11 protein-coding genes are annotated in these 11,854 nt (G+C 62.9%); 3 read left to right on the forward strand and 8 right to left on the reverse strand.

Going from position 1 to position 11,854, the window contains the following annotated elements:
* Positions 1-37 precede the first annotated feature (37 nt).
* Entirely contained in the window at positions 38-1,261 is a 1,224-nt protein-coding gene (locus EOD15_RS17780; protein WP_164761846.1) for a multidrug effflux MFS transporter, read from the forward strand.
* Here EOD15_RS17780 and EOD15_RS36810 read toward each other — a convergent pair.
* The 7 genes from EOD15_RS36810 to EOD15_RS17820 form a co-directional block, all read right to left on the reverse strand.
* Positions 1,258-1,491 carry a hypothetical protein gene (locus EOD15_RS36810; RefSeq protein ID WP_245463701.1) on the reverse strand — a complete coding sequence of 78 codons (234 nt, stop codon included), beginning with the start codon at positions 1,489-1,491 and terminating at the stop codon, positions 1,258-1,260. The genes EOD15_RS17780 and EOD15_RS36810 overlap by 4 nt on opposite strands.
* A gap of 235 nt (positions 1,492-1,726) precedes the next feature.
* Positions 1,727-2,554 carry an inositol monophosphatase family protein gene (locus EOD15_RS17790; RefSeq protein WP_127321526.1) on the reverse strand — a complete coding sequence of 276 codons (828 nt, stop codon included), beginning with the start codon at positions 2,552-2,554 and terminating at the stop codon, positions 1,727-1,729.
* Positions 2,544-3,428, reverse strand: a complete 885-nt coding sequence (gene ttcA, locus EOD15_RS17795; RefSeq protein ID WP_127321527.1) for a tRNA 2-thiocytidine(32) synthetase TtcA — start codon at positions 3,426-3,428, stop codon at positions 2,544-2,546. The genes EOD15_RS17790 and ttcA overlap by 11 nt, the downstream gene beginning before the upstream one ends.
* Positions 3,429-3,535: 107 nt before the next feature.
* Positions 3,536-4,153, reverse strand: coding sequence for a 30S ribosomal protein S4 (rpsD, locus tag EOD15_RS17800; protein WP_023759539.1), 618 nt, complete (start codon positions 4,151-4,153; stop codon positions 3,536-3,538).
* 669 nt (positions 4,154-4,822) lie between these two features.
* On the reverse strand, positions 4,823-5,011 hold the full coding sequence (locus tag EOD15_RS17810; protein ID WP_023810328.1) for a DUF3008 family protein: 189 nt from the start codon (positions 5,009-5,011) through the stop codon (positions 4,823-4,825).
* Between the two features lie 64 nt (positions 5,012-5,075).
* Complete coding sequence (gene murI / locus EOD15_RS17815; protein ID WP_127408691.1) at positions 5,076-5,876, reverse strand: glutamate racemase; 801 nt, start codon at positions 5,874-5,876, stop codon at positions 5,076-5,078.
* Positions 5,869-6,783 carry an RNA methyltransferase gene (locus EOD15_RS17820; protein WP_127321787.1) on the reverse strand — a complete coding sequence of 305 codons (915 nt, stop codon included), beginning with the start codon at positions 6,781-6,783 and terminating at the stop codon, positions 5,869-5,871. The genes murI and EOD15_RS17820 overlap by 8 nt, the downstream gene beginning before the upstream one ends.
* A 214-nt stretch (positions 6,784-6,997) precedes the next feature.
* On the opposite strand from EOD15_RS17820, the gene EOD15_RS17825 reads away from it, so the two are divergent.
* Entirely contained in the window at positions 6,998-8,209 is a 1,212-nt protein-coding gene (locus EOD15_RS17825) for an NADP-dependent isocitrate dehydrogenase (protein ID WP_127321786.1), read from the forward strand.
* Between the two features lie 12 nt (positions 8,210-8,221).
* Positions 8,222-8,848: a glutathione S-transferase family protein gene (locus tag EOD15_RS17830; RefSeq protein WP_127321785.1), complete on the forward strand. Its 627-nt coding sequence runs from the start codon at positions 8,222-8,224 to the stop codon at positions 8,846-8,848.
* Positions 8,849-9,089: 241 nt separating this feature from the next.
* Here EOD15_RS17830 and alaS read toward each other — a convergent pair whose 3' ends face one another.
* Positions 9,090-11,756, reverse strand: a complete 2,667-nt coding sequence (gene alaS, locus EOD15_RS17840; protein ID WP_127321784.1) for an alanine--tRNA ligase — start codon at positions 11,754-11,756, stop codon at positions 9,090-9,092.
* Between the last annotated feature and the right edge of the window lie 98 nt (positions 11,757-11,854).

Consider the following 11,854-nt stretch of genomic DNA (forward strand, 5'->3'; position numbering starts at 1 on the left):
GCCAAAACCAGCGCCGCAATCGGCAAGCAAACTGCCTATTCCGCGCTGGGAGTTCATCGCCCTGTGCGCGGCGCTGATGGCGCTGAACTCGCTGGCCATCGATATCATGCTGCCCGCGCTGCAGCAGATCGGCGCCACGCTCGGCGTCGAAAATGAAAACCACCGGCAGTACGTCATAACGGCCTACATTCTGGGCTTCGGCGGCGGACAGTTGTTCTTCGGGCCGATCTCGGATCGCTTTGGGCGTCGCGCACCACTGGTCGCCGGGCTGGTGATCTATGTCGCCGCGGCCGCGGCTGCCGCCATTGCGCCAAGCTTTGAGACACTTCTGCTGTGCCGGGCCGTGCAAGGCATTGGTGCGGCCGCCACCCGCGTCATCGCCGTATCGATCGTGCGCGATACGTTCGACGGCCGGCGCATGGCCGAGGTGATGTCGCTGATCTTCATGGTGTTCATGGCGATACCGGTCATTGCTCCCGGCATCGGCCAGTTCATCATGCTGTTTGCGACCTGGCATTGGATCTTCGTCACCATGGCCGTCGGTGCGCTCCTCGTCTCGGCCTGGTCGCTGCTGCGCCTTCCTGAAACGCTGCATCCCGAACATCGCCGGCCGTTGACACTCAACTCCATTGTCGGCGGGTTTCGCATCGTGCTCACCAACCGCATTGCGATCTGCTATGCCTTCGCCAGCACCTTCATCTTCGGCGCCATGTTCGGCTTCATCGCTTCGGCGCAGCAGATCTATGTCGACATCTTCCATGTCGGCGAGATGTTCCCGGTCATCTTCGCAGGCGTCGCGGGCGTGCTCGCCTTCTCCAACTTTCTGAATTCGCGCCTTGTCGGCCGCATCGGCATGCGCCGCCTGTCGCAGAGCGCGCTGCTGCTGTTCCTGGTCATCAGCCTTGCCTGGCTGATCGTTTCGCTGGAAATGAAGATGCCGCTCTGGCTGTTCATCACCTTCTTTGCCTGCGCCATGCTTCCGTTCGGTGCGCTGGGCGCGAACTTCAACGCGCTGGCCATGGAGCCGCTCGGGCAACTGGCCGGCACGGCGTCGTCGATCCTCGGTTTCATGCAGACGTTTCTCGGCGGCATTCTCGGCACGCTGATCGGCCAGGCCTTCAATGGCACGGTGACGCCGCTGGCCGCCGGCTTCTGCAGCGTCTCGGTCGCGGCGCTGCTGATGATCTTCATCGCCGAGCGCGGCAAGATGTTCCAGCCACAGAACGCGCCCGTTTCAGGGCACATCACCGACTTGCACTAGGATGCACCCTCAAGGGCCGCCGTGAACCGGGGGGCGAGCATACGCCCCGCGATTGCTTCACCCATGCGGTCCGAAAAGGGCAATGGCAGAGCATCATCGAGTGCCCTGAGAATGGATGCCACGAAGGCCCGGCTGCGCTGGGCATCGGTTCCCAGATCGGCATATGTGGCGCGAGGCTTGCCGATCAGTGTGCCGTTGCGGCGAAGCGAGAACCGCAGGGTCAGGGACATGCCCGCGGTTCCGGGTGGCGGTTTCCAGCAGGCATAGATAGCGTCCGACATCTCCTTTATCGTATCGACGGGATCGGGACTGCGACAGCTGCGCTCCTGCGACCTTGCTTCCAGGGAACTGGCGAACAGAGCGACGGCAAGAGCCGTCGCGACAAATGCGAACCGAGGTTTCATTCGAGAGCCTCCGGATTTGCGTGAAACTGCACCGCTCCTTCGGCTAACGCAGGAATCGTTCCTATGCCGCCCAGAGTTCGCGGCGCAATTCGTGCCAGCTTTCGCGATCGGGCGCGACAAGCAGGCCGCCGCCGAGATGCGAGGGCAGATAGGCGCTGCCGTCGAAGCGCGCCGCGTGGCCGCCGGCCTCGGCATGGATCAGCACGCCGGCCAGATGATCCCACGGCATCAGCTTGTTGTAGACGACGAAGTGGGCATGGCCGCTCGCCAACAGGCGGTATTCGTGCGCGGCGCAGCGATAGGCGAATTGCGACAGGATCTTCGTCTGGTTGCGCGCCAGCCGCGACCGCTCCGGTTCGGGCATATATTGCCAAGAGACGGAGCCGGTCATTTCCGAGATCGGCGCGGGTGCCGCGACATGCACCTTCTCCAGGCTGCCATGCGCATGCCGGATATGGCTGCCGGCGCCCCTGGCGCCGATCAGCCAGTCCTTGCCGACGGGATCGTGGATGATGCCGGCAACCGTCTCGCCCTGGACCACGACCGCCAGCATGACGCCGAACAAAGGCACGCCGGAGGCGAAGTTGAAAGTGCCGTCGACCGGATCGATGACGAAGGCCAGATCGGCATCGCCCAAGCCATCGAGCAACGCCGGATTGTCGGAACAGGCCTCCTCGCCGACGACCATCGCTGAGGGGTAGCGCTCAAGCAGCCTGGCGGTGATGAGCCGCTCGGCATTGACGTCGGCTTCGGTCACAAGGTCGGCGGCCGAGGTCTTCTGCCTGACATCGCCATCGCCCAGCCGGCGAAAGCGCGGCATGATCTCGGTCAGCGCCGCCTCGGCCAGAATGCCGGCCAGCCAATCGATCGCGGTGTCGTCAAATGTCATCGGAAATGTCTTGCCTTGTGGTGAGGGTGTCGTTGAGGGCAGCGAAGTCGAACAGCTTCCTGTCGAGCAGGTGCGATGGCCTGCTGTTCGACAGCGCGCGCAGCATCGTATCCTTGCGGCCGGGCATACGCTTTTCCAGGTCCTCGAGCATCGCCTTCATGGCATTCCGCTGAAGACCTTCCTGGCTGCCGCAGAGATCGCAGGGAATGATCGGGAAATGCATGGCGGCGGCGAATCTTTCCAGATCGGCCTCGGCGCAGTAGCTCAATGGCCGCAGCACCATGACGTCGCCGTCGTCGTTGAGCAGTTTAGGCGGCATGGCGGCGAGACGGCCGCCATGGAAGAGGTTCATGAAGAAGGTTTCGAGAATGTCCTCGCGATGGTGGCCGAGCACCAGTGCCGAGCAACCCTCCTCGCGCGCAATGCGGTAGAGATGGCCGCGCCTGAGGCGCGAGCAGAGCGAGCAATAGGTGCTGCCCGCCGGCAGCTTGTCGGTGACGACGGAATAGGTGTCCTGATACTCGATCCGGTGCGCAATGCCGTGGCTGTCGAGATAGTCCGGGAGGATATGTTTGGGGAAATTCGGCTGGCCCTGGTCGAGATTGCAGGCCAGAAGATCGACCGGCAAGAGCCCGCGCCATTTGAGGTCGAGCAGCACCGCGAGCAGGCCGTAAGAATCCTTGCCGCCCGAGAGCGCGACGAGCCAGCGCTGGCCGGGCTTGACCATCGAGAAATCCTCGATCGCCTGCCGGGTCAGCCGCAGCAGCCGCTTGCGCAATTTGTTGAATTCGACCGAGGACGGCACGTCGGCGAACAGCGGATGGAAGCCGCCTTCGCTGTCGGCGATCGGTTCGATGTCTGGAAGCATGTTCATGGCATGTCGCTTTCAGTGGCCAGAGCGCCGGATTAGCGGACATGACCGACAAAGAAAAGGCCGCCTCGACGGGCGGCCTTTGCTTGGTGTCGCAGAACGCGCTCGTTTTAGCGCGAGTAGAATTCGACGACCAGGTTCGGTTCCATCTGCACGGCGAACGGAACGTCCGCCAGGCCAGGGATGCGCGAGAAGGTCGCGACCATCTTGTTGTGATCGGCTTCGATGTAGTCCGGCACGTCGCGCTCGGCGAGACCGACCGCTTCCAGAACGATGACCAGCTGCTTGGACTTTTCGCGCACTTCGACGACATCGCCCGGCTTGCAGCGATACGAGCCGATGTTGACACGCTTGCCGTTGACGTTGACGTGGCCGTGGTTGACGAACTGACGGGCGGCGAAAATGGTCGGCACGAACTTGGCGCGGTAGACGACCGCGTCGAGACGCGATTCGAGCAGGCCGATCAGGTTCTCCGAGGTGTCGCCCTTGCGGCGGTCAGCCTCTTCATAAACCTTGCGGAACTGCTTTTCCGAAACGTCGCCATAGTGACCCTTCAGCTTCTGCTTGGCGCGCAGCTGCAGGCCGAAATCGGAAAGCTTGCCCTTGCGGCGCTGGCCATGCTGGCCGGGACCGTATTCACGCTTGTTGACCGGGGACTTCGGGCGGCCCCAGATATTTTCGCCGAGACGGCGGTCGATCTTGTACTTCGCGGATTCGCGCTTGCTCATCGCATTCCCTTTTCAAAACAATACACCCGGAACCTCATGGTCCGGGTGAAGGAAACGCGCCCTCCTCTGGCCTCCGTTTTCGAGACCTGACAGGGTTTTCCCACGCAACGCGGCGGAAAACCCACGGGACACGTCAGTTCAAACAAGATAGTAGAATTGGATTTCCACGCATCTTGCGCACATAAAGAAAACCACCGGGCATTGCGGCCCGGTGTTGGCGCGCTGATTAAACGGAGATTTAACCGGTGTCAAGCTTGTGGCTGGCGTAGGCCATGGCGACGATATAGCGTCTCTGGGTTGAGTACAGTGCCGGATGTGGCGGGAGGTTGCGCCAGCGGCATCAGGAAGGGACCGGAGCAGAGGAGCTACAATCGCATGAAGAAATTCTTCCTTACCCTGACAGGAGCCGCTGTGTTGGCGGGATCCATGGCGGTCCTGACACCGGAGCCGGCGGAGGCCAGGCATTGGCACGGACACCGACATCACCAGGCTTGTCGCATCGTAATCAAGAAGAAGGTTATCTGGCGGCACGGCCACAAGAAGGTCATACGCTACAAGATCAAGCGCTGCAGCGGGCGCTGGTAGGCTCCTATCCGGTCTCAGGCGGCCGACATCAATTCAAAGCCCGCGGTTTTGGCCGCGGGCTCTTTGATTCCGGATGTTTAATCCTTAGTCTTTCGACTTCTTCTCCGGCAGGCCCTTGCGCTTCGTCTCGGCGAATTCCTCGAGCTGCTTTTCGCTCATCGATTCGTACATTCCCTTGGAAGCGCCCTGCAGTTCGCTCTTCTTGGTCTCGCCGCGCTTGGCCGACAGAGCCGCGCCGGCGGCTTTCTGCTGGGCTTTCGAGGTGGCTGGCATGGTTCTTTCTCCCGTTGGAATCTGGAGAAAAACGCAACGACTGCCGTGATGTTCCGCTTCGCAATCACGACATAGCCAGCCCGAAGCCCTGTATCAGGCGACGGGTCGGGAAATCGGCTCTTGCCGATGTGAAGACGGCAAGGTCGGGTCCTTCAGGCAGCATCTCGCCACGACCGCTCGGATCAATGTCGGCGAGAAGCGACAGCGCCCGGCGCGCAATCGCTTCAGCGGGGTCAAGCCAATCGACCGGCCAGGGCGCCGTCTTGCGCAAGCGATTGGCCAGAAAGGGGTAGTGTGTGCAGGCGAGCACGACGATATCCGTACGCAACGCATTATGTTCGACGAAGCACGGCGTGATCTCGGTGCGTACGGCCTCCTCATCGACGAAGCCCTCACGCATGTAGATCTCAGCCAGTCCCGCCAGCCTGTCGCTGCCGACAAGGCGGACATGGCATTTCTGCGCCCATTTGCTGATCAGGTCGCGCGTGTATTGGCGCTTGACGGTGCCAGGCGTCGCCAGCACCGAAACCAGCCCTGAGCGCGTACGTTCCGCCGCCGGCTTGATCGCAGGCACCATGCCGACGAAAGGATGCGCGGGAAATCTATCGCGCAGCGCATCGATCACCAACGTCGAGGCGGTGTTGCAGGCGATGACGGAAATGGCCGGCGCAAAGCGCTCAAGCAATTTGCCGAACAATTCGAGTATATGCGCCCTCAGCGCCGGCTCTTCCCAAGCGCCGTAGGGAAACGCAGCGTCGTCGGCGACATAGATGAAGCGGCGATCGGGCATCAGCACGCGCGCCTCGCGCAGCACGGTAAGCCCGCCGATGCCCGAATCGAACATCAGGATCGGCCGCTCAGTCATTGTCGGTTCCTTTTCCGCCAAGCGGCGGTATGTCATCGTCCTTGCCGGTGTCGGCAAGGCGCGCCGCTTCCGCCTTGCGGGCCCGCGCGGCGGCCGCGGGCAAGCGCCGCGGGTCGTCGCCAGGGGACCCGTCGCCGCGCGGCATCGCCGGAGAAAACCTGTCGAGCGACGAAATAATGCCGCGCAGCACCTTCAGCTCCGGTTCGGCAAAGCCAGGGCGTGTCAGCACCGCGCGCAGATTGTCGATCATTTTCGGCTTCTTCGGCGCCGGCCGGAAATAGCCGCGCGCTTCCAGCGCGCCTTCGAGATAGGCGAACAGGCCGTGCAATTCTTCCTTGCTTGCCGGTTTCATGTCCGGGCCGGAAAAATTGGTCCTGGTCTCGTCCTCCAGGCCGGACTTCATCCATTCGTAGGACATCAGAAGTGCTGCCTGGGCGATGTTGAGCGAGGAGAAATCGGGATCGACCGGGAAAGTGACGATCTCGTCGGCAAGGCCGACCTCGTCATTGTAGAGGCCGAAGCGTTCGCGTCCGAACAGGATGCCGGTGCGCTGGCCCATCACGTGGCGCGCCCGCAGCAGCCTGCCCGCCTCCACCGGCCCGCGCACGGATTTGAAGCCGTCGCGCTGCCTGGCCGTGGTGGCGAAGACAAAGTTCAGGTCGGCGAGCGCCGAGGCCAGATCGTCGAAGACGGTGACAGCGTCGATGACATGATCGGCGCGGCTGGCCGCCGCGCGCGCCTTCTCGCTCGGCCAACCATCACGCGGGTTGACCAGGCGCAGCTCCGACAGACCGAAATTGGCCATGGCGCGCGCGACCATGCCAATGTTCTCGCCAAGCTGAGGCTCGACGAGGATGATCGCCGGGCCGGCGACTGCAATGCTATCGGGATCTTTGATGACGGGCATGATTGTCAATGAACTGCTGTTTGCGGCATTTCAGCGTCCCTGCCACATTCGGCCGGGAAAATGAAGCATTCGCAAATGACGACGGCTCTGGCCTCCAATTCGTGACCGATCGCCGTTTGCGTGGCCAAAAGCGCTTTGATATACGGGCGACATCTCCCGGCCCAACGCCGCGCGGGCAAGGCCGTCCCATATCCAGCAACGAGGCATTCTTTCCATGGCGAAGATCAAGGTGGCGAACCCGGTCGTCGAACTCGACGGCGACGAGATGACCCGCATCATCTGGCAGTTCATCAAGGACAAGCTGATCCACCCTTATCTCGACCTTAAGCTTGAATATTACGACCTCGGCATCGAGCACCGCGACGCCACCAACGACCAGGTGACCATCGATTCGGCCAACGCCATCAAAAAACACGGCGTCGGCGTGAAATGCGCGACGATCACCCCCGACGAACAGCGCGTCGAGGAGTTCAAGCTGAAGAAGATGTGGAAGTCGCCGAACGGCACCATCCGCAACATCCTCGGCGGCACCATCTTCCGCGAGCCGATCATCATGAAGAACGTGCCGCGCCTGGTGCCCGGCTGGACCAAGCCGATCATCGTCGGCCGCCATGCCTTCGGCGACCAGTACCGCGCCACCGATTTCCGCTTCCCCGGCAAGGGCAAGCTGACCATCAAATTCGTCGGCGAGGACGGTCAGGTGATAGAGCACGATGTGTACGACGCGCCCGGCGCCGGTGTCGCCATGGCCATGTACAATCTCGACGACTCGATCCGCGAGTTCGCCCGGGCGTCGCTGAACTACGGCTTGCTGCGCAACTATCCGGTCTATCTGTCGACCAAGAACACCATCCTCAAGGCCTATGACGGTCGCTTCAAGGACATCTTCCAGGAGGTCTACGAGGCCGAGTTCGAGGCCGAGTTCAAGTCGAAGAAGCTGTGGTACGAGCACCGCCTGATCGACGACATGGTGGCCTCCGCCCTGAAATGGTCGGGCGGCTATGTCTGGGCCTGCAAGAACTATGACGGTGACGTGCAGTCCGACACGGTTGCGCAGGGTTTTGGGTCGCTCGGCCTGATGACCTCGGTGCTGATGACACCGGACGGCAAGACGGTGGAAGCCGAAGCCGCGCACGGCACCGTCACCCGCCACTACCGCCAGCACCAGAAGGGCGAGGAAACCTCGACCAACTCGATCGCCTCGATCTTCGCCTGGACGCGTGGCCTCGCGCACCGCGCCAAGCTCGACGACAATGCCGACCTGAAGCGTTTTTCCGAAACGCTGGAAAAGGTCTGCATCCAGACGGTCGAGTCAGGCTTCATGACCAAGGACCTGTCGCTCTTGATCGGCCCCGACCAGCCATGGCTTTCGACCACCGGTTTCCTCGACAAGATCGACGAGAACCTGCAGAAGGCGATGGCCTGACAAGTAAGCAAGATGGGCAAGCCCATCGTCTACGGGGCGGAGTACAGCGTCTATGTACGCATCGTCCGCCTCGTACTCGCGGAAAAAGGCATCGACTACGAGCTTGTGCCGGTCGATGTCTTTGCCGCCGAGGGCGTTCCCGCCTGGTATTTCGAGCATCATCCGTTCGGCCGCATCCCGGCCTTCTGTTATGACGGGTTTCGCCTCTTCGAGACCAATGCGATTGCCCGCTATATCGACGAGGCCTTCGAAGGACCGGCGCTGCAGCCTGCCGACGCGCGCGGCCGCGCCAGGATGGGCCAGATCATCGGCATGCTCGACGCCTATGGCTATCGCGCCATGGTCTGGGATGTTGCCGTCGAGCGGCTGGAGAAGGCTGAGCCGGATTCGGCGTTGATCGCCGGCGGCCTTGCTCAGGCCGAGACGGTGCTGAAGGTGCTGAGATCGCTGAAGCCACAAGGTCCGTGGCTGCTTGGCGACCAACTGACGCTGGCGGACCTGCACGCCGCGCCGATCATCGCCTATTTCGTCAAGGTCACGCAAGGGCGCGATCTGTTGGCGCGGTTCGCGGATATCCGGGACTGGTATACACGCGTCGCCGATCGTGCGAGCTTTACGCGGACTGAAAAGGTCGCTTAGGCCGAGTGAACTTCCTCAACGCCGGCGCCGCCCCTCATTGCCCTGCCGGGCATTTCTCCCCGTAAAACGGGGAGAAAGAGGCTGGCCGCAACGCCGGCGCCTCTTTTTTTGCAAGGCTGGCGATTGGCGAAAGCCGCGACGAAAGCGCCCTTCTCCCCGTTTACGGGGAGAAGGTGGCGGCAGCCAGATGAGGGGCAGCGCTACTTGGGAAGGTAGGGCTCCCCTTGAACTGCCCACTGGCTCACGCCGCTTCGAGTGCCGCCCTCACCGCTGCAATCGCATCATCGGCCTTGGAAGCGTCGGGGCCACCGGCCTGGGCCATGTCGGGCCGCCCGCCGCCGCCCTGCCCGCCCAATGCGGCGGAGGCCACGCGGACAAGGTCGACGGCGCTGAAGCGGCCGACGAGGTCGTCGGTGACGGCCACCACGACGCTTGCCTTGTTGTCTTCGCCAGCGCCGACGAAGACGACGACGCCGGAGCCGAGCGAGCTCTTGCCGGCATCGGCCAGCGGCTTCAAATCCTTCGGCGAGACACCGGAGACCGTCTTGCCGAGGAAGCCGATACCGGCGACCGTCTCATTGGCGGCTGGAGCATCGGCTGACGATCCCCCGCCCAGCGCCAGCTTCTTGCGCGCCTCGGTCAGTTCCTTCTCAAGCTTTTTGCGCTCTTCGAGCAGCGTCTCGACGCGCGCCGGCACATCGGCCGGCGAAATCTTGAGCACGGCCGCCGTCGCCTTCAAACGCCGGTCCTGCTCGTCGAGATGTTTGCGCGCGGCTTCGCCGGTCAGCGCCTCGATGCGGCGCACGCCGGCCGCGACCGCGCTGTCCGACACGACACGCACCAGGCCGATATCGCCGGTCGCCCGGACATGCGTTCCGCCGCAGAGCTCGACCGAATAGGGCCGGTTGGCCTTGGCGCCGTGAACGCCGGTGCCCATCGACACGACGCGCACTTCGTCGCCGTATTTCTCGCCGAACAGCGCCATGGCGCCTTCGGCAATGGCATCGTCGACCGACATCAGGCGCGTGGACACCGGGCCGTTCTGGACGACGATCTCGTTGGCCATGCGCTCGACCTCTTCGAGATCCTCCGGTGAAATGGGCTTGTTGTGCGAGATGTCGAAGCGCAGGCGCTCGGGCGCGACCAGCGAGCCCTTCTGCGCGACATGGCTGCCCAGCACCTCGCGCAGCGCCTCATGGATCAGATGCGTCGCGGAATGGTTGGCGCGCAACCTGGAGCGGCGCGCATGGTCGACTTTGAGCTCGACGGCAACACCGGTCTTGACCGTGCCGCTGGCCACCTCGCCGATGTGGACGAATAGCCCATCGGCCTTCTTCTGCGTGTCGGAAACCTCGATCGAGAAGCCCTCGCCTGAAATAACGCCGGTGTCGCCCATCTGGCCGCCGGACTCGGCATAGAACGGGGTCTGGTTGACGACGATCGCCACCGCGTCACCCTTGCCGGCGCTGTCGACAGCCTTGCCGTCCCGGACAAGCGCCTGGATGATGCCTTCGGCAGCTTCAGTCTCATAGCCGAGGAACTCGGTGGCGCCCGCCTTCTCGCGCACGGAGAACCAGATGGTCTCGGTCGCCGCGTCGCCGGAGCCTGCCCAATGCTTTCGCGCCTCGGCCTTCTGCTGCTCCATCGCATTGGTGAAGCCGGCAAGATCGACCGAGATGCTGCGCTGGCGCAGCGCGTCCTGCGTCAGATCAAGTGGGAAGCCGTAAGTGTCGTAGAGCTTGAAGGCCGTTTCGCCGTCCAGCATGTCGCCGGCATGCAGCGTCTCCGTCGCCTCGGAGAGCAGGCCGAGGCCGCGCACCAGCGTCTTGCGAAACCTGGTCTCCTCGAGCTTCAGCGTCTCGGTGATCAACTGTTCGCCGCGCAGCAGCTCCGGATAGGCCTGGCCCATCTCGCGCACCAGCGCCGGCACCAGCTTCCACATCAGCGGTTCGTTGGCACCCAGCAGCTGCGCATGGCGCATGGCGCGGCGCATGATGCGGCGCAGGACATAGCCCCGGCCTTCGTTCGAAGGCAGCACGCCGTCCGCCACCAGGAAGGAGGACGAGCGCAGATGATCGGCAATGACCCGGTAGGACGCGACCGTCTCCTTGTCGGGACCATGCCCGATCGCGGACGAGGCCGCGTCGATCAGGTGACGGAACAGATCGGTCTCGAAGACGCTTTCCACCCCTTGCAGGATGGACGCCATCCGCTCCAGGCCCATGCCGGTGTCGATCGAGGGGCGCGGCAGGTCGATGCGCTCCTCCTTCGTCACCTGTTCATACTGCATGAACACCAGGTTCCAGAATTCGAGGAAACGGTCGCCATCCTCCTCCGGGCTGCCGGGAGGGCCGCCCCAGATGTGTTCGCCGCGGTCGATGAAGATTTCAGAGCACGGCCCGCACGGTCCGGTGTCGCCCATCGCCCAGAAATTGTCCGAGGTCGCGATGCGAATGATGCGGTCGTCGGAAAAACCGGCGATCTTCTTCCAGAAGCCGGCCGCCTCGTCATCCGTGTGATAGACGGTGACCAGCAGCTTGTCCTTGTTCAGCCCGAACTCCCTGGTGATCAGGTTCCAGGCAAGCTCGATGGCGCGCTCCTTGAAATAGTCGCCGAAGGAGAAATTACCGAGCATCTCGAAGAAGGTCAGATGGCGCGCGGTGTAGCCGACATTGTCGAGATCGTTGTGCTTGCCGCCAGCGCGAACGCTCTTCTGGGCGGTCGAGGCGCGCGAATAGGGCCGCTTCTCCAGACCGGTGAAGACGTTCTTGAACTGCACCATGCCGGCGTTGGTGAACATCAGCGTCGGGTCGTTGCGCGGCACCAGTGGGCTCGACGCGACGATCTCGTGACCCTCCTTGCGGAAGTAGTCGAGAAATGTCGACCGGATTTCGTTCACGCCACTCATGATGCTGCCTTTTCGGAAGAGCCGCCGGCAAACCGGCGGAAATGGGCTCTGCGTTTTAGAAGATTAGGACTTGGCCTTTTAGCCGCCGCGCTTCACCC

Source organism: Mesorhizobium sp. M7A.T.Ca.US.000.02.2.1, from assembly GCF_003996995.1.
Lineage (GTDB): Bacteria > Pseudomonadota > Alphaproteobacteria > Rhizobiales > Rhizobiaceae > Mesorhizobium.

Excerpts from the sequence above, each read along its gene's own strand:
- EOD15_RS17810 (WP_023810328.1), bottom strand. The coding sequence starts at position 5,011 with ATGCCAGCCACCTCGAAAGCCCAGCAGAAAGCCGCCGGCGCGGCTCTG.
- EOD15_RS17820 (WP_127321787.1), bottom strand. The coding sequence starts at position 6,783 with ATGCCCGTCATCAAAGATCCCGATAGCATTGCAGTCGCCGGCCCGGCG.
- EOD15_RS17790 (WP_127321526.1), bottom strand. The coding sequence starts at position 2,554 with ATGACATTTGACGACACCGCGATCGATTGGCTGGCCGGCATTCTGGCC.
- EOD15_RS17825 (WP_127321786.1), top strand. The coding sequence starts at position 6,998 with ATGGCGAAGATCAAGGTGGCGAACCCGGTCGTCGAACTCGACGGCGAC.
- murI (WP_127408691.1), bottom strand. The coding sequence starts at position 5,876 with ATGACTGAGCGGCCGATCCTGATGTTCGATTCGGGCATCGGCGGGCTT.
- EOD15_RS36810 (WP_245463701.1), bottom strand. The coding sequence starts at position 1,491 with ATGTCCCTGACCCTGCGGTTCTCGCTTCGCCGCAACGGCACACTGATC.
- ttcA (WP_127321527.1), bottom strand. The coding sequence starts at position 3,428 with ATGAACATGCTTCCAGACATCGAACCGATCGCCGACAGCGAAGGCGGC.
- EOD15_RS17830 (WP_127321785.1), top strand. The coding sequence starts at position 8,222 with ATGGGCAAGCCCATCGTCTACGGGGCGGAGTACAGCGTCTATGTACGC.
- alaS (WP_127321784.1), bottom strand. The coding sequence starts at position 11,756 with ATGAGTGGCGTGAACGAAATCCGGTCGACATTTCTCGACTACTTCCGC.
- rpsD (WP_023759539.1), bottom strand. The coding sequence starts at position 4,153 with ATGAGCAAGCGCGAATCCGCGAAGTACAAGATCGACCGCCGTCTCGGC.